The sequence below is a fragment of the Mariniflexile aquimaris genome, assembly GCF_042676825.1.
GTDB classification, from domain to species: domain Bacteria; phylum Bacteroidota; class Bacteroidia; order Flavobacteriales; family Flavobacteriaceae; genus Mariniflexile; species Mariniflexile aquimaris.
On record NZ_JBHTIB010000012.1, the window covers coordinates 382836 to 400294 of the forward strand.

The 17459-nt window shown below is 31.0% G+C and carries 20 protein-coding genes; 12 read left to right on the plus strand and 8 right to left on the minus strand.

Annotation, left to right across the window (positions count from 1 at the left end; genetic code table 11):
- Window positions 1–111: 111 nt before the first annotated feature.
- Genes ACFQ0I_RS09670 through ACFQ0I_RS09680 form a run of 3 tightly spaced genes read right to left on the minus strand, consistent with a single transcriptional unit; the run spans window position 112 to window position 4095 of the window.
- Window positions 112–2628 carry a TonB-dependent receptor gene (locus tag ACFQ0I_RS09670; protein ID WP_379941682.1) on the minus strand — a complete coding sequence of 839 codons (2517 nt, stop codon included), beginning with the start codon at window positions 2626–2628 and terminating at the stop codon, window positions 112–114.
- Entirely contained in the window at window positions 2612–3523 is a 912-nt protein-coding gene (locus ACFQ0I_RS09675) for a FecR family protein (protein WP_379941685.1), read from the minus strand. Before ACFQ0I_RS09675 ends, ACFQ0I_RS09670 begins: the two co-directional genes overlap by 17 nt.
- Window positions 3524–3570: 47 nt before the next feature.
- Entirely contained in the window at window positions 3571–4095 is a 525-nt protein-coding gene (locus ACFQ0I_RS09680) for an RNA polymerase sigma factor (RefSeq protein ID WP_379941687.1), read from the minus strand.
- A gap of 111 nt (window positions 4096–4206) precedes the next feature.
- Here ACFQ0I_RS09680 and ACFQ0I_RS09685 point away from each other — a divergent pair, with 111 nt between their 5' ends.
- From ACFQ0I_RS09685 to ACFQ0I_RS09715, 7 genes are all read left to right on the plus strand, one after another.
- On the plus strand, window positions 4207–5283 hold the full coding sequence (locus ACFQ0I_RS09685; protein WP_379941690.1) for a hypothetical protein: 1077 nt from the start codon (window positions 4207–4209) through the stop codon (window positions 5281–5283).
- Window positions 5284–5313: 30 nt separating this feature from the next.
- Entirely contained in the window at window positions 5314–5793 is a 480-nt protein-coding gene (locus tag ACFQ0I_RS09690; protein WP_379941693.1) for a hypothetical protein, read from the plus strand.
- A gap of 132 nt (window positions 5794–5925) precedes the next feature.
- Entirely contained in the window at window positions 5926–6300 is a 375-nt protein-coding gene (locus tag ACFQ0I_RS09695) for an OB-fold protein (RefSeq protein WP_379941695.1), read from the plus strand.
- 18 nt (window positions 6301–6318) lie between these two features.
- Window positions 6319–7161, plus strand: coding sequence for a T9SS type A sorting domain-containing protein (locus tag ACFQ0I_RS09700; RefSeq protein WP_379941696.1), 843 nt, complete (start codon window positions 6319–6321; stop codon window positions 7159–7161).
- A 25-nt stretch (window positions 7162–7186) separates the two neighbouring features.
- Window positions 7187–8038, plus strand: coding sequence for a DUF5777 family beta-barrel protein (locus ACFQ0I_RS09705; RefSeq protein WP_379941697.1), 852 nt, complete (start codon window positions 7187–7189; stop codon window positions 8036–8038).
- 60 nt (window positions 8039–8098) lie between these two features.
- Window positions 8099–8479 carry a cytochrome c gene (locus ACFQ0I_RS09710; protein ID WP_379941699.1) on the plus strand — a complete coding sequence of 127 codons (381 nt, stop codon included), beginning with the start codon at window positions 8099–8101 and terminating at the stop codon, window positions 8477–8479.
- Window positions 8480–8519: 40 nt separating this feature from the next.
- Complete coding sequence (locus ACFQ0I_RS09715; RefSeq protein WP_379941700.1) at window positions 8520–9068, plus strand: YceI family protein; 549 nt, start codon at window positions 8520–8522, stop codon at window positions 9066–9068.
- A 218-nt stretch (window positions 9069–9286) separates the two neighbouring features.
- Here ACFQ0I_RS09715 and ACFQ0I_RS09720 read toward each other — a convergent pair whose 3' ends face one another.
- From ACFQ0I_RS09720 to ACFQ0I_RS09735, 4 genes are all read right to left on the minus strand, one after another.
- Window positions 9287–10225, minus strand: coding sequence for a L,D-transpeptidase (locus tag ACFQ0I_RS09720; protein ID WP_379941702.1), 939 nt, complete (start codon window positions 10223–10225; stop codon window positions 9287–9289).
- An 18-nt stretch (window positions 10226–10243) separates the two neighbouring features.
- Entirely contained in the window at window positions 10244–10510 is a 267-nt protein-coding gene (locus tag ACFQ0I_RS09725) for a heavy-metal-associated domain-containing protein (RefSeq protein ID WP_379941703.1), read from the minus strand.
- Between the two features lie 79 nt (window positions 10511–10589).
- Window positions 10590–11351 (minus strand): patatin-like phospholipase family protein, encoded by a 762-nt coding sequence (locus ACFQ0I_RS09730; RefSeq protein WP_379941704.1) that lies wholly within the window; start codon window positions 11349–11351, stop codon window positions 10590–10592.
- A 94-nt stretch (window positions 11352–11445) separates the two neighbouring features.
- Window positions 11446–11853 (minus strand): CBS domain-containing protein, encoded by a 408-nt coding sequence (locus ACFQ0I_RS09735; RefSeq protein WP_379941706.1) that lies wholly within the window; start codon window positions 11851–11853, stop codon window positions 11446–11448.
- 137 nt (window positions 11854–11990) lie between these two features.
- Here ACFQ0I_RS09735 and ACFQ0I_RS09740 point away from each other — a divergent pair, with 137 nt between their 5' ends.
- The gene (locus tag ACFQ0I_RS09740; protein WP_379941709.1) at window positions 11991–12359 is read left to right on the plus strand and encodes a hypothetical protein; all 369 of its coding nucleotides are present in this window, start codon (window positions 11991–11993) and stop codon (window positions 12357–12359) included.
- 3 nt (window positions 12360–12362) lie between these two features.
- Window positions 12363–14066, plus strand: coding sequence for an ABC1 kinase family protein (locus ACFQ0I_RS09745; RefSeq protein ID WP_379941711.1), 1704 nt, complete (start codon window positions 12363–12365; stop codon window positions 14064–14066).
- Window positions 14067–14147: 81 nt separating this feature from the next.
- Here ACFQ0I_RS09745 and ACFQ0I_RS09750 read toward each other — a convergent pair whose 3' ends face one another.
- On the minus strand, window positions 14148–14750 hold the full coding sequence (locus tag ACFQ0I_RS09750) for a hypothetical protein (RefSeq protein WP_379941713.1): 603 nt from the start codon (window positions 14748–14750) through the stop codon (window positions 14148–14150).
- Window positions 14751–14890: 140 nt separating this feature from the next.
- Here ACFQ0I_RS09750 and ACFQ0I_RS09755 point away from each other — a divergent pair, with 140 nt between their 5' ends.
- Genes ACFQ0I_RS09755 through ACFQ0I_RS09765 form a run of 3 tightly spaced genes read left to right on the plus strand, consistent with a single transcriptional unit; the run spans window position 14891 to window position 17455 of the window.
- Window positions 14891–15673, plus strand: a complete 783-nt coding sequence (locus ACFQ0I_RS09755; protein WP_379941715.1) for an MlaE family ABC transporter permease — start codon at window positions 14891–14893, stop codon at window positions 15671–15673.
- Window positions 15670–16452, plus strand: a complete 783-nt coding sequence (locus tag ACFQ0I_RS09760; RefSeq protein WP_379941717.1) for an ABC transporter ATP-binding protein — start codon at window positions 15670–15672, stop codon at window positions 16450–16452. The genes ACFQ0I_RS09755 and ACFQ0I_RS09760 overlap by 4 nt, the downstream gene beginning before the upstream one ends.
- A gap of 10 nt (window positions 16453–16462) precedes the next feature.
- Window positions 16463–17455 (plus strand): MlaD family protein, encoded by a 993-nt coding sequence (locus ACFQ0I_RS09765; RefSeq protein ID WP_379941719.1) that lies wholly within the window; start codon window positions 16463–16465, stop codon window positions 17453–17455.
- The last annotated feature ends 4 nt before the right edge of the window (window positions 17456–17459 follow it).

Below are 17459 nucleotides of genomic sequence, written 5' to 3' on the forward strand. Positions count from 1 at the left end.
TTGAACTTTAAAACCTGATTAATCTATTTATATTATATTTAAAAGTACTGAATTTAACTTGGAGATTTAAAAGTCAATATCTTAAAATCGATTTAGTGAATAATCGTTGGTTTAAAAATGAACTCTTAAAACAGCATTAGGAGTAATTCCTAAAGAATGTTGATTTATGGCATTAAGTTCATCATTATTTACTTTATAAAATCTGTTAATCTGATTTTCTTTATTTAAAACATTCAAAATCGAAGCTCCAACATTTACTTTGGTTTTATCGGTTAGCTCGAAATTGTAAAGCGCAGAAATATCTAAACGCAAATAGTCTTCTAAATTTGAATTATTAACCACTTCGTAATTTATTTGACCATTAACAATTTCATTTCCACTAATTGGCAATGTAGTTGGTTTTCCAGAGTTCCAATTTAATCCGGCAGATAGTTTTAAATTCGCTAAGCTATAAGTCATTCCTAAAGTAGCTGCATGTTTAATGTTGTAATTGCTTGGAAAATAATTAGGCTGTAAATCTTTAAAGCGGTAGGTATTGTCCATATACGCATAACTTATCCAGGTGTTAAACTTATTGAGGTGTTTTCGAAACAACACATCAACACCACTTACACGGTTATCACCTTTTGTTTTAGAAAATTCAAATTGATTTTGAAATCCTTGGCTTTGTGCTGTGATACCTTCAATATGTTTTATGTATCCTTCAATATTAAATAACCAACCTCTATGGCTATAATTTAAACCCAAAGATAACTGCTTACTTGTAATCACAGGAATATCATTATTATTTGATAGTTGCCACCTACGTTTTTCAATGCCCAAAAAATCGTTTTGGAAGTTGATAACTTGTGATGTGTTTTGATGTTTGAACTCACCTAAAACTTCAATTGTAAAAAAGTCCAAAAATCGCTGACTGAAACTTAATCGTGGTTCCCAAATAGACTTACTGAATTTTTCAATAAAATTATATCGAACACCAAAATTAAAATTTGAAAACCCGTTTGCAGAACGGTAACCCAGTTGTGAAAAAACACCATGTGTTCTAACTACTTCCGAAACCAAAAGCCTAAACAGTGGAGTGTCAACATCGTCTAAATTAGTAACTTTGGTTTCAACAAAATGATAACCGCTTATTAATTGTAAAGCTTCATTAAAGCTATAATTAGTTTTTAACTTTAAACTGGTTTCAGAGACAATATTTTCTTGTAAAAAACGATGAGAATCTAGTATGTCAACATTTACCGCTTTAAGTTTATAATCCGTTTCATAAGCCTCAAATGTCGTTTGGAAATTGTTGTTCCAGATTCTGTTATAATGGAGCGCACCTGCAATACTATATTGAGTTAAATTACTTTCTCGAGATTCTTCTTTTTCATTTATCAATGCATTTTCATTAAACTGTAATTCGTTATATACATTTATGAAATTAATACGCAATTCGTCTTTATCATTTATTTTATATATCCAACGTAAAGATGTGTCGTAAAAATCAAATGTTTTATCTGTATTGGTAATAGTGTTGGCATTATTAGAAACTTCCGTGTTTTGAGAAATTCTGTCGAAAAAAGCATTGTAAGTGGGCGTTTCAAAAAAATCACTAATCGATTTTCTGGCAGCAACTTGCACAGAAGAGGATTGATTAATTGGAATATCTACAAAAGCATTGGTATCGGTTAAATTAATACCCAAAGTGGCATTAAAATTATTATTTACTGATTGATTTGTCTGCATAGCTATAGTGCCAGAAACACCATCGGTATAACTTACATCACTGCCATTTTTTCTTAAAGTTACCGTTTGAGTAATCTGCGGATTATACATAGAAATCAACCCAAAAAAATGACCCGATTGATACATTTTTATATCATCCCAAAGTATTAGGTTTTGGTCGTGGGTGCCACCGCGAATATTAATATTTGAAACAGTTTCGTTAATACTTTGTATTCCTGGAAATGCCTGAACAGATTGTAAAACATCATTATCTATTAATCCAGGAAGCATATCAAATTCTGAAAAATTAATTTCAAAAGAACCATTGTTTAATTTACTAATACCACTTGTAATGAAATTTGAAACAACAACTTCTGACAGTGATTGAAAATTAGGTAATAAAAAAACATCTTCACAATCCGATTTTGAAAATTGATAAAACCATTTGATTGCAGTTTTATAACCTAAAAACCGAATGGTAATGGGCTGTGTGATATTAGTAACTTTAATTTGAAAAAAGCCATTTTCATTTGTAGTAGTGAAGTTATTTGATGTTTGAATTGTGGCCGATGCTAGGGGTTGCGAATTATCTTTATCTTTTAAATAACCACATAATACCAAAGATTCCTTAGGTTTAACAAGTACAATACCATCACTCATTATAGAAAATGATAAGCCTGTTTGGGTTTCTAGATAGGTTAAGGATTCATTTAGTGATAAACTTTCATCTGGAGGTATAAGAAAAATAGCTTTAACAGTATCTTCGGCATAATTAAATTGAACCCGATACTGTACTTCTATAGCATTGAAAACATAAGTCAGAGATTCCTTTTTTTTGTCATTCTGAGCATTATTACTAAAAATAACAAAAAGCAAAAAAGTAAAAAAAGTTATTGTTTTTTTAAATTTTCTTTCCATGAATTATTACCAGGTTTGAAGAACTCAATTCATAGGTTATATTCATTGGTTGCGTTATGGCAATAAGGGCATTTTCAAGGTTGTTATGCACAAAACCACCAGTAAACAATCTGTTAGTATCTATATTTCTAAAAGTGACTTGCACATTATACTGTCGTTCTAATTCTGAAAATACTTCTTTTATTGGCATGGCCTCAAATTCACTCCAATTGTCTATCCATTTTGGCGCAGACGCTGCTATTTTACCTTGGGTGAATTTACCATTTAAAATTTGATAGGTATCGCCGGCTAATAATTTTCTGGTTATGGTACCTGAAGTTACTTTAACAATACCTTCAAAACACTTTACTTCAAAATAATTAAAGCGTTGTTTCACATTAAATTGCGTACCAACAACTGTTACCGTTCCGCTTTCGGTTTTTACATCAAAAGTTTTCCCTTTTGAAACCACAAAAAAAGCTTCTCCTTGAAGTTCTAAATACCTCTTGTCATCCCAGTTTTTGGTATTGTATTCAATAGAAGATAACGCATTTAACTCGACTTTAGAGTGGTCTGGAAGCACGATAGTAGATTTTTCGCCCACTAAAGTTTCTATATGTGTTAGTGGGTTTGAAAAAAAAGCGAAATAAACACCCAAACCAATTAAAATTACACTCGCTATTTTTAGCAGCGGATTCATCCAATTTAATTTTTTAACAGGTGTTTTTAACGATTGGTACTGCGCTTTAAACGTATTAAAATCTTCTAATTTATAAAAATGTGAGGCTTTAAAATGTTTTGCATTATCAATTATATTTTCGTTTAGTTCGGCATCATCCAAGCTGCTAAACAATTCTTTTTCAGAATCATTAAGCTCGTCTTTTAACCATTTTTCAATTAAATGCTCTTTATCCATTTATCCTTAACTTTAATATATAACAACTTCAATCTAAAATCTCCTGATTATTTTATTTTAAAGCCTTCTAGTTCTTTTTTTAAATTATTAAAGGCACTATAAATTCTATATTCCACCACTTTTTGTGTAACCCCTAAAAGTTCGGCAATTTCGCTATGTTTTTTCCCTTCCACTTTATTCAATAAAAAGGCGATGCGTTGTTCTTCGTTTAAATTTTCTAATGCTTTTTGGTAGCGTTGTAAAAACTGTTGTTTTTCCAAAATAAACTCTGGAGATTCATTGGTGTAATGTTTCGGCTTTTCTTTCTGATATTTTAAAACTACTTTTTGATGTTTAAGTTCATTCAACATTAAATTGTTGGCAACGGTAAACAAAAATGATTTAGCTTTACTTAAACTAACCTTTTTACAATTATCCCATAGCTTTATAAACGCATCTTGTGAAACATCGTTAGGGTTTATTTGCGAACCATATTTATAGTATAAAAAATTGAACAAGTCTTGTGAGTATTTATTATAAACACGCTCAAAAACCTTGTCTTCGCAAATATGGTCGTTAAGTTCTTTTGGCAAAGTATTTTATTTAGTGCATTAAAGTTATATAAAAAATTTATTAAAAAAATTCAGGAGTTTTATAATTCTAGTTGTTTAATTAATAAAAGCTTCTGTAAAGACCTCTAAATTATGAAAACAATTGCTCAAAAAGTTATCTTTTACCTCTTAATAACAACATTGGTATTTATTACTTCTTGCAGAACCGAAGAAACAGAATCTATACAAGCACCTGAAGATGAAGTATTGGTTGCTAATTCTTCGATTGCCAGTTTAATGCAAAAAACGTCTACCAATGATGGGTCTAACGATAATATCATAGATAAAGCCAATTGCTTTAATTTAAAATTGCCTATTACTGTAATGGCAAACGGCAATAGCATTACAATAAATACGGAAGAAGATTATAAAATTATTGAATACATTTTTGACGACGATGATGATGATATTGATACTTTAACCATTACTTTTCCAATTACCATTATTCTTAGAGATTTTACGAATGTAACAATCAATAATTATACTGAGCTATCTAATTATTCAAGCACCTGTAATGGTGAAAATGAAATTGATGACGATATAGAATGCTTAGATTTTAATTACCCAATAACAGCTTCTCGATACAACACAAACAATGAAGTTATAGAAAGCATTACTATTACTTCAGATATTCAGTTATATAGCTTTATTAGCAATTTAAGAAGTACTGATTTTGTTACTATTAAATTCCCCATCGACGTAAGATTATATGATGGCACGCAATTAACAATAATCAATCTCAATGAATTAAAAGAGATAATTGAAACTTACAATGATAATTGTGATGAAGATGATGATTACGATTATAATGACGACGATTGTAATGAATGTAACCAAGATCAATTACTTAACATTTTAACCAACTGTTCGGGTTGGACTATTGATAAGTTAGAACGTTATGGAAATGATTATGATGACTATTATGATGACTATACCTTTAATTTTCGTGCCGATGGAACCGTTTCTGCCTATTACGCAAACAATACAGATTATGGCACTTACACAACTACAGGAGCTGGAAATAGTTTAATAGTTACCATAAATATTCCCGAATTACCTTATTGCAATAACAATTGGGTTTTGCACGAAATATCAAAATATACCGAAACCAAAATTGATTTAAGAGTTGGTGAAAATGATAGAATGCGCTATAAAAATAAATGCAACTAAATAAATAATACAAACCCTAAAAAAAAGAAAATGAGCACAAAATTTATTTACGGATTATTAATAATGTTAAGTTTTTCTCTAATGTCATCTACTTGTTCAAAAGATGATGATATAAACACAAATGACAATAGTGTTGAAATTAATCAAATTAAGGCTACCGTTCAATCTGGTTCATGGCGAATAACTAGTTTTATTGATTCTGGTACAGATGAAACAAGTCATTTTACAGGTTATAGCTTTACTTTCAATTCTAACGGAACTTTAACTGCAAGCAATGGCAGTAACACCTTTAATGGAACCTGGTCGGTAACAGATAGTAGCAATGGCAATGATGATAGTAATAGTAACAGCGATATTGATTTTAACATCTACTTTGCTACGCCAGCAAATTTTAATGATGATTTAACTGAAGATTGGGATATTGAATTGTATAATTCCACAAAAATTCAACTAATACACGTAAGTGGAGGCAACGGAGGCACAGACACTTTAACTTTTGAAAAAATATAAGCTAGTAGTAATACTTAATGAAAAAGAAAAATTTCAATATTCAAATGTAAATTTAAGTGTTAATGAACATTTGATTACTAGCTAAACTGCTTCAGTTTAAAAGCTGAAGCAGTTTAAAAAAATAAAAAAGCTATGAAAAAATGGTTAATTCTAATACTGCTATGTGTTGTTGCATTTATAAGTTACAGATATGTATATCAAGACCACAGAGATATAGCAGCAGAAACTTCTATATATAAAATTTCAGCTTTGGATCTTGCGAATGAATTTGAAATTGATCCGCTGTCATCTGAAAATAAATATTTAAATAAAACCATAGAAGTAAATGGTAATGTTTCGGACAAAAATGTACAAAACATCACTATAGATGGAAAAGTATTTTGTCAATTTTCTAACAAAATTCAAGAAAATTTGAATACTAAGCATGTTACAATTAAGGGTCGTTTTATAGGTTATGATGATTTGTTAGAACAGGTAAAACTAGACCAATGCATTATTATTGATTAATCCTAAAAATCAAAAAATATGAAAACAACATTATTTTTTATTTTTTCAGTAGTGATTTCAACATCGGTTTTAGCGCAGGTAGTTGCAGGTCAAATTGATGATTTTGAAAATGGCACAGTACAATCTTGGGAAGAAGGCGGAGGTATATCGTCTTCTCCAAACCCTCCTGTTAATATTTCTACTGGAGGACCAAATGGAGCCAACGACAATTTTTTAAGGAATGTATCGAGTGGAAGTTTTGGAGCAGGAGGTAAAATGGTGATGTTTAATCAAAACCAATGGGCTGGCAATTATACGCTTCAAAGTATAGCTGCTATAAAATTTAAAGCCAAAGCGTCAACAAATTCTTTAAATTTAAGAATCGCTTTTGATGGAACTGGAGGGAGAATTTGCACCACAAATGCAGTTGTTATTACTAGTGGAAGTTCGTGGACAGATGTAACAATTCCCATTAGCGCCGCTAACTTTACACTGGTAGGAGGAACAAACATTTCCCAAACATTACAAAATGTTACTACTATGCGTATTTTAAGTAACACAACTCCCGCATGGGAAGGAGAGCTTGTTTCGGCTACTTTAGATGTTGATGTTATCGAAGCTGCAACAACTTTAAGCTTAGACGATTTTCGATTAAATGAATTTTCAATATCGCCAAATCCAGCCAATGCCTTTATTCAACTAAAAATATTACCAAGTGTTAAGGTAGATAATGTTGCAGTATTTGATTTATTGGGAAAACAAATTTATTCAAGCAATGCTTTAGAAAGTCAAATAGATATTTCAAAATGGAGTAAAGGCATGTATATTTTAAAAATATCAGCTAATAACTTTTCTAAAACGAAACGATTTATAAAGCAATAACCACAATTTAAACAGCATTAAACTTATGAAAATTATCGCAATATTTATCTTATCAATTTTTCCTTTATTAGCTTATACACAAGATGATTTATTAAAAGAAATCGATACAGACACAACAAATTATCAACATGAAATAGCTTCATTTAAAGGTTTGAAAATTGTAAATTTTGAATCAACGAAGTTAGTAGCAAATAAACAATTAACATTTATCGTATCGCACAGATTTGGTACGATTAAAAATGGAATAAACACGTTTTTCGGACTTGATGATGCCGTAACTAGGCTCAATTTTGTATACGGTATAACAGAAGGGCTAAATATTGGTGTTTCGAGAAGTTCGTTTCAAAAAACTTACGAAGCTTCTTTAAAATATAGGCTTGCTAGACAAGAGAAAAATGGATTTCCTTTTACAATTGTTGGCTTTAACGACCTTTTAATCAATACAGCTTTAGATGAAAACGATGTACCGTCAATAACATTTAAAGATCGTTTAGGATACGCTGCACAACTGTTAATTTCTAGAAAGTTAAACACCAATTTATCTGTTGAATTAGTACCTACATTTTTTCATGATAACTATGTTTTAATCGAAGAACAAGATAATTCTCAATTTGCTTTAGGGATTGGTGGACGTTATAAATTAGGAAAACGATGGTCTGTAAACGCCGATTACGGTTGGCATTTAAATAGAGCTAGTAATTCACCATTTAAAAACCCATTATCTCTTGGCTTAGATTTGGAAACTGGTGGTCATGTTTTTCAAATGCACTTTACCAATGCACAAGCTATGAACACCAATGGCTTTTTAGGTCAAGCAACTGGCGACTGGACTGATGGTAATATTTACTTTGGATTTAACCTAAGTAGAACTTTTTAGTATCGCCTTGTAAACAAATAATGCTTATAAAAACGAAATATTAATTTAAAAACTCACGCTATGAAATTTAAAAATTTAATTTACGTATTTGCAACAGTTATTTTATTATTTAATTGTTCCAGTGGAAGTGACGATGACACATCACCCACACCCACACCTAACCCAAATCCGAACCCTAACCCATCTGGTAAAGTTACTTATAATGGCAATGTAAAAAGTATCATGTCTTCGTTTTGTATTTCATGTCATGGCAATCCACCAACAAATGGCGCTCCAATGTCTTTAACAACATATAGTCAAGTAAAAAATGCCGTAGAATCAAGAGGGTTAATTAATAGAATAAACAATGCTAATAATCCAATGCCAACGGGCGGTTTGATGTCTCAAGCCAATAGAGACCTAATTCAAAAATGGTTAGATGATGGTTTGCTAGAGAATTAAAAGCATTTCGTATTGATTTAACATTTAAATTAAACTCAAAATGAAAAAAACAATAGCATATTTTATACTCTTTTTAAGTCTTAATATATTTTCACAAACGAAATATATAACTAAAACAGGAGAGGTTGTCTTTGAAGCTTCTGTGTCTTCTTTTGAGGAAGTAAAAGCCGTAAATAAGTCTGTAACAGCTATAATTGATACCGACAGCGGAGAATTTGCCGCATTAGTTTTGGTTAAGGGTTTTCGGTTTAAAAATGCTTTAATGGAAGAGCATTTTAATGAAAATTATGCAGAATCTGATAAATACCCAAAAGCTATTTTTAAAGGAAATTTAGAAGATTTTACTATCGATAAATTACAGTCTAATTCATTAGTTAAGATCAGTGGCACTTTAACGTTTCATGGTATAAGTAAAAAGTTGGAATATATTCCTTTAAAAGTATCTAAAGAAGGGGATTTAATAAAAATGTCGGGAAGCTTCAAAGTAAAGGCTTCCGATTTTAATATTAAAATACCAAAAATAGTTAGCGACAAAGTTTCGGAAACCGTTGAAGTCTTTTTAAATTTTATTCTTGAGAAAAAAAATTAATTTAATACGAATTATTATATTTGATTAGCAAGTGCTAATTTCCGTGGAGTTTCCGAGGTCATTTGTACCTCATATTTTGTAAACCCTTATAAATAAAGGAAAGTTTAATTCTGTATCGGAACGACTTGCATCAGGAATAGAAGTATTTTACACCAAATTTAAAGTACTTTATTTCTTTTTGTGTGATTGCATTTCACCGTAAACAAAATATTAAAATTTCAATTAATAAAGCCATAAATGTCATTTAAGACTATGTTTTCTTGGTTGTTATTAACCACATTTAAATCGTATCGAATAGTAATTTTCGTTCCAATAGGGGCGTGGTAATAAATAACCCAAGCATCGCCTTCTTTTGTGCCTATACAGCCATTAGAATACGCTCTGCCAAGTGTAACTGGATTGGTTGTTGGATGAATTAATTGACCGTTTCTTACGCCATTAATTTCGGTTTCTAAAAACGGTATTTGAGGTAATTTGGTAACCTCGTTATCATCTCTTCGGGTTACATAATAGCGCTTACCATTTACGGGGTTGTAATAATCAGGATTGCGAATATGTCTTACTATAGAACCTTTACCAGTTTTTGTCTTTAAATCGATGGTTCTTCCCGCCATTTTAAGATACTTTTTTTCATCGCGACCCACACGAACCACAAACTCGTAAAGCATCAACGAATCGTCGTAAATGCGTAATTTATATTCTGGAATATTTATGTCGATTAAAGTGTTTGCAAAAGATTGCTTAATTCGGTTCGCTAACTCTAAATCGGGTAAATGTATAATATCACCTTTATGGAAAACCAGCATGTCTTTCTGATTATAAACAAAAACACCTTTGTCTTTCATAGTGTAATAATCGGTGTTTTTTAACGTATCTATAATCCAAGGGTTAGCTCTTACTAAAAGATGTTCTGTGAGTTCGTATGGTGTTGTGGCATTATATTTTTCAACAATAGAATCTATAAATTGGAAATAATGTTTTATGCTAATGTCTTTATCAATTAAAACAGGCAGCACCCGATCACTGGTATTTAAGCTAATTTTTGGTAAAGTTTTGGATGCCGCTTTATGGTTATTTTTATTGCCAATACCACAAAAACTTTTTAATACTACCAGCAGTAGTAGAAAAAGTATAGAATGGTATATTTTAGTTAGCATCGCTTAAGTTTTTAAAAATTACTTTGATAATTCCTTACTCGAACTCGAACTTGAATTTGGTTTTTTAATAAAGTTGTTTTTTTCGCCAAAAGGTGGGTATCCGATATTTGAAAGCGTTTGCTTTACTTTTTCGACATCTTCTGGATATAAATGTTCGAACGTTATAGTTGCGTATTGGCTTTTTATAAAAGCATTGGTTATGTTTTTAAGCTTTGATAGCTCTTGCAGTATAATTGTTTTACAATGCTCACATTTTAAATTTTGAATATATAGTGTCGTTTTCATTTTTTCATTTTTTACATCTCTTAAAGATATGTTTTGAAGTAAAAAACTAAAATGATAACCATCAGTATAAAACGGCTTTTTATAAAATTATGTTCTTTTTTTCTAAGGCTTTATTAGCAGCTTCATAGCCTATGTTAAAAATTTCATTCAGGTATTTTTTATCAAAAATTCCGAATTTATTTAATCCTTGGGGAGACACGATTACATCGCAATCTTTAAATTTCTTAGAATCTTCGTCTACCGATTTTATAATAAAAGCTCTTTCAATAACATTTATAGATGTTTTGAGCTCTTTGATGGTAATGGAATCGAAGCTATTTACATAAATACCAATAATTACATCGCAGGTAGATTTTAAAATTTCCACAGGAAAATTATTTAAAGTACCGCCATCTACATAATAGGATTCATTAATTTTTACAGGAGAAAATATTCCAGGTATGGCCGCCGAAGCTAAAACAGGTTTTATCAATTCCCCGTTATTAAATATTTCTAATTTACCGTTTAAGATATTGGTTGTAGTAATGCTAAGTTGCCTTTTTAAAACTGAAAAATCATCATTTTCTAAGTAAGTTTTAAAACCAGGGTAAAACTTTTCAGCATCAATAAAACCGGGTTTATTTAAAGCGTATTTTTTAATGTCAAGTATATTTACTTCTCTAAAAAACTTTAAAATATCTTCCCAGTTGTAGCCGTAAGCATAAAGAGCGCCAACTATAGCGCCTGCACTTGTTCCAGCAATGTGTGTTGGAATGATGCCATGTTCTTCTAATGCTTTGATAGCTCCTATATGAGCGGCACCTCGCATACCACCACCAGACAATATTAAGCCTATTTTCATTATTTAAATTATTAAAATATCAGCAATTTAAGACATATCAAATTAATTTGAAAATAGCCTTTCTTTTTAATGTGTAGAATTTTTTAGGTAGTAGTTATTTAGCTTCACTAAGGAAATATTTAATAATATCTGCAGTCGATACAATACCTACTAATCGGTCGTTATCTAATATTGGAATGGCATGGTATTTACCTTTGGCCAATACTATAGTTACGTCTTTAATAGTTGAAGTTACAGGCATAGAAAATGGCTTTTCAGACATAATGTTTTTAACGTTTAACTCTTTGTAAATGGGGTTATTATCATTCATGCCAGCGCCTGCTATATGGTACATAAAATCTACCAAACTTATTATGCCAACTAATTTGTTATTGTCAACAACAGGAATATGATGATGGAAGTTTTTCTTCTCATAAATATGTTTTACATCTAAAATATGCTGCTCTGGGGTAACACTTACCACATTTTTTGTCATTATTGTTGCTATAGAATTGGTAATCATGATTTTATTATTTAATGCATTTAACTAATTCAATTAAAAATATAACATTACTACCTAATTGTAAATGATTAATATCATAGTAATTTCAAATAATTGGTTATAAGTTTAGTATTAGTTTAAGTTAAATGCATACAATTATGAAAACTAAAACCCTTATAGAGTTAATCACATTAAGTTCTAGCATTTACGTTTTAGCTAGAGATACTCATTTACTCGAAAAATTAAATGAATATTCCGAAAAAGGAAAAGATAACCTAAACAAAATGATGTCTGATTCTAAATTAGATGAAAATGGCAACGAAATTGAGTTTGTAGATCAAATTATTAATAAAACTAATGAGTTAAAAGAACAACTTAATGAAAAAATAGAAGAGCTGGTTGTTCAATTTTATAAAAAAATAAATGTAACTCATACAGACGAATTAAAGGCTTTAAATATTAAACTTGAAAAACTAGAATCAAGCGTAGCCTTGTTAGAAGCTCGACTTAATAAATTGGAAGCTTAAAAAATGGGGCTAATTACTAATATACGGAACAGTTTTAAATCAATCTCTAGGTATAATCAAATACTTAGGGTTCTAATAAAATATGGGTTTGAAGATTTGGTTCATTATTTAGAGGAAAATAAGCAATATACTTTTATTCAAAAATTAATACCGAGTTCCACCAGAAAACAAGTGGCAAAATATAGCAAATGGGCTAAAATGCGATTGGTTTGTGAGGAATTAGGACCTACTTTTATAAAATTCGGACAAATATTAAGTAATAGACCAGATTTAATTCCGTTGGCATTAACTTTTGAATTGGAAAAACTTCAGGACAACGTGCCACCAATGTCTGAAGCAGCGGCTAAAAAAGTTGTGGAAACCGAATTAAAAGACACCGTAGAAAATTTGTTCGCTTGGTTTGAACCAGCACCTTTTGCGTCGGCATCAATGGCACAGGTTCATAAGGTTACATTGCATTCGGGTAAACGCATCGCCCTTAAAATTCAACGAGAGGGTATCTACGATGTGATTGTTGAAGATATTAAGGTAATGTATAAAATAGCCGAAGTTTTAGAAAGACGCATCCCATCATTAAAAAGTTTTGATCCTGTTGGATTGGTTAAAAATTTTGAAAGTTCTATAATGAAGGAGCTTGATTTTATCCATGAATCAATCAATGTGCAACGATTTTATAACAATTTAAAAAAAGATGATTCTATTGATCAATTTGCTAAAGCCCCTGGAGTATATCTAGAATTTACCACCAACAAGGTATTGGCATTAGAGTTTATTAACGGGATTAAAATAGATCAAATTAATGAGTTAAAGGCTAAAGAAATTGATACAAAAATTATTGCCCGCAGACTTGCCATTAGTTATTACAAACAGATTTTTGAATATGGATTCTTTCATGCCGATCCGCATCCAGGCAATTTATTAGTATTGCCAAATAACCATATTTGTTATTTAGATTTTGGCATGATGGGTAGTATGCTTCCTAGAGATATTTCCATTTTTGGCAGGTTATTTATTAGCATAACCAACAGGGATGTTAAAAAAATTATTAAGGCCATCCACAAGCTATCCAACAATGCGCCTATAACAGACATGCGCGATTTGGAGATTGATATTAATGAATTTGTCGAAAAATATTATGTTAGAGATATTCATGAAAATGAAATGAGTACCATTCTACTTGAATTAAAAGACATTATTATTGCACACGGTTTGAAAGTTCCAACCTATTTCTTCCTTTTTGCCAGATCGTTAGTAACTATTGAAGGTGTTATTGAAAAATTAGACCCTGACTTAGATCAATTTGAAATAGTAACACCTTACTTGCGTAAAAGTGCAACACAGAGGTATAACCCAATTAAAGTGGGAGCTAAGGTGCTAAATTCTGTTGTAGAACTGGCAAATTATATGGAAGATTTTCCAACAGATTTAAAGAATGCCATACGCAAAATTAACTCTGGAAAAATTCAAGTAGATTTAACCCATAAAGGAATAGATCCTATGGTGCATTCGCTTCTAAGAATAACCAAGCAATTAATTTCAGCCCTTATTATTGCAGCTCTTATTATTGGAGCGTCATTATTTATTATTTATAAAATTAACCCGCTCTGGAAAGGTATGTCCGTTTTAGGAATTATTTGTTTTATACTCGCTGGTATTTTAAGTTATGGATTGGTATCTAATTTAAATAAGGGTGATTATGACTATTAAGTTTTTTTAGAGTAATAAGCCATAAATTATATAAAAAAAGCACAATGTTAATTGTGCTTTTTACTTATAAATTAGAAAGATTTAAGGTTTTGAAAACGCTTGTTTAAAATGATTAAAGGCTTCAGAAATTTCATTTTGAAAATGCTCAAGTCTTGTTTCTTCTTTTTTCTTGGCATATTTACTTTTAAACCGGTCTATGAATGAATTAAACTCACTTTTTCCTTTTTCAAACGAATCCTTTGCGTCTTCTTTTTCTTTACTAAATTTTTGTTCTAAAATCTCTAACTGAATTTTAAATTGTTCAATTTCAATTAATGTTAACGCGTACATTCTGTTTAAAGTTTCATTGGTTTTAATTTTAACTTCAATATCATGAAGTATTTTTAACAAATCTTTTTTTTGCTTTTTAAAAGCTTGTTTCGTTTCTGCCTTTCCTAAAGCCAGTTGTACACGAAGTTCATCAAACTTGGTATTAAGTTCAACTATTTTATCTTTAATACCTTTAATTTTAAACTCACTCTCGTGTATAAATAGATTAAATTTCTTTTTAACCTCTTCATACTTATCTTGCGCTTCGGCTTTTCCTAAGGCAGCTTTAACTTGAAATTCCTCTAACTCTGTAGCAGATTTTCTAAGTGCTCCTATAACTTTATCAACAAATTGAATGTCCTGCTTATTTTTCATGATTACTTTGTTTTTATAGTATTAAATATCTAAATAAAATCTATTGTTTACAATGATTTATATCAGTCTAGCTTTATGATTATTATCATTTGATAACTCATAATATTTCAGTATTTTTAATTTATGTATAAACTTTTATTATGTTAGTTTTCAACAATATAAAAATACGTTTAAACACCTTTTTTGAAGAAATTGGAGCACTCGCTTATTTTACATCCCGGTTTTTTAATGAAGCATTTAGGCGTCCTTTTGAATGGAAAGAATTAGGGCGGCAATGTTATAATATGGGCAACAAATCGTTGTTTTTAGTGGGCATTACAGGTTTTATTATTGGTTTAGTATTAACCTTGCAAACAAGGCCAACGCTTATGGAATTTGGCGCCGTTTCTTGGATGCCCTCTATGGTAGGCGTTTCTATTGTAAGAGAAATTGGACCCATGATTACTGCTTTAGTTTGTGCCGGTAGAATAGGGTCTGGTATAGGGGCAGAACTGGGTTCTATGCGCGTTACAGAGCAAATTGATGCCATGGAAGTGTCGGGTACCAATCCGTTTAAATACCTCGTTGTAACTCGTGTTATGGCCACTACTTTAATGATTCCGTTGTTGGTGATATTAGGAGATGCCATTGCCTTATACGGTTCTTATTTGGTAGAAAATATAAAAGGAGATGTGTCTTTTAAACTATATTTTAATCAGGTATTTGACACCTTAGAGTTTGGCGATATTGTGCCTGCAACAATAAAAACATTCTTTTTTGGATTGGCCATTGGGCTTGTGGGATGTTTTAAAGGGTATTATTGTAAAAAAGGAACCGCCGGTGTTGGTAAAGCGGCAAATTCTGCTGTGGTATTTGCGTCATTATTACTTTTTATAATTGATTTTATCGCAGTGTTTGTTGCCGATATTTTTTATGATTTATGAAAGAAGATAGCGCTATAATAGAGAAAGATAACCGCGAAGTAGCTCGCGAAATAGTGTTGGAGCTTAAAGATTTGAATAAAAGTTTTGAAGATAACCACGTACTTAAACATTTCAATTTGAAATTGTACAAAGGCGAGAATTTAGTGGTTATGGGCAAATCGGGATCCGGTAAGTCGGTCATGATAAAATGTCTGGTAGGTTTAATGGAAGCCGATAGCGGAAAGATAACCGTGATGCATAAAGATATTACCAAACTAAACCAAGAAGCCTTAGATATTTTGCGTGCAGATATTGGTTTTTTGTTTCAGGGAAGTGCCTTGTACGATTCGATGACCGTTCGTGAAAATTTAGAATTTCCGTTAAGACGGCATTCTAAAAAATTTAAAAATAACGCAAATACAGAAGCGTTAGTTATCGAAGCGTTACAAAATGTTGGTTTGGCACATGCTATCGATTTAATGCCAGCAGAATTATCTGGAGGTATGCAGCGACGTGTGGCATTGGCCAGAACGCTTATTTTGCAACCAAAAATTATTTTGTACGATGAGCCAACAAGCGGTTTAGACCCGATTACAGCTAAAGAAATAATCATATTAATGCAGGTTATTCAAAAAAAATATAACACCTCGTCGCTCATCATTACGCATGATGTAGATTGCGCAAGAGTTATATCAGACAGGATGATATTATTAATAGATGGAACAAATTATGCCGAGGGAACGTTTAAAGAACTTTCTGTTTCTACCGACCCGAAAATAATGGCATTTTTTAAACAGTAAAATAACGTCAATGAAAAAAACAAAATCACAAGAAATAAGGTTAGGACTGTTTGTAATTATCAGCACGATTTTATTTGTGTTGGCAGTATACCTTATTGGGCAAAAAAAGAATATGTTTAAAAAAACATTCACGATTAGTTCCTATTTTCAAAATGTTCATGGTTTACAAAAAGGGAATAATGTTAGGTATTCTGGAATCAATATTGGAACCGTTAAGGATATTGAAATGGTGAATGATTCAACCATAAAAGTAGATATGAGTGTTGAAGAAAAAATAACATCCTACATTAAAAAAAATGCGATAGCCACTATTGGTTCTGATGGGCTGGTAGGAAATATGATTGTTAATATTCTTCCAGGCACGGGTTATGATGACGTGATAGCCAATGGCGATATCATCCAGTCGTATAGTAAAATTGGTGCCGAAGATATATTGAGTACATTAAGTGTAAGTACAGAAAATGCCGCTATATTAACGTCAGATTTACTTAAAATAACAACGGCCATGATAAAAGGGAAAGGCACTTTAGCACTGTTGTTAAATGATACCATTATGGCTAAAGACTTAAGGCATTCCATCACCAACTTACAAACGGCAAGTCAAAGTGCTTCGAACACTTTAAACGAAATAAATCAAATTGTAACATCTTTAAGAACCAACAAATCTACTGTGTTAGGTATGTTATTAAACGATTCAATTTCTGGAAAAAAAATAAAATCGACGGTTAAAAATCTTGAAACTTCAAGTAAAGAGATGGAAACAATGCTGTTTAATATTAATACGGCAGTGAACGACTTTAACAAAAGTAAGGGTACCTATAATTATATTGTAAAAGATACAAGCTTGGTTAAAGACCTTAAATCTACGCTTAAAAATATTAATGAAGGAACCGATAAGTTTAATCAAAATATGGAGGCCTTAAAGCATAATTTTTTAACGCGAAGTTATTTTAGGAAGTTAGAAAGACAAGAGAAACGAGAACTTAAGAAATTGGAACAATAATTCT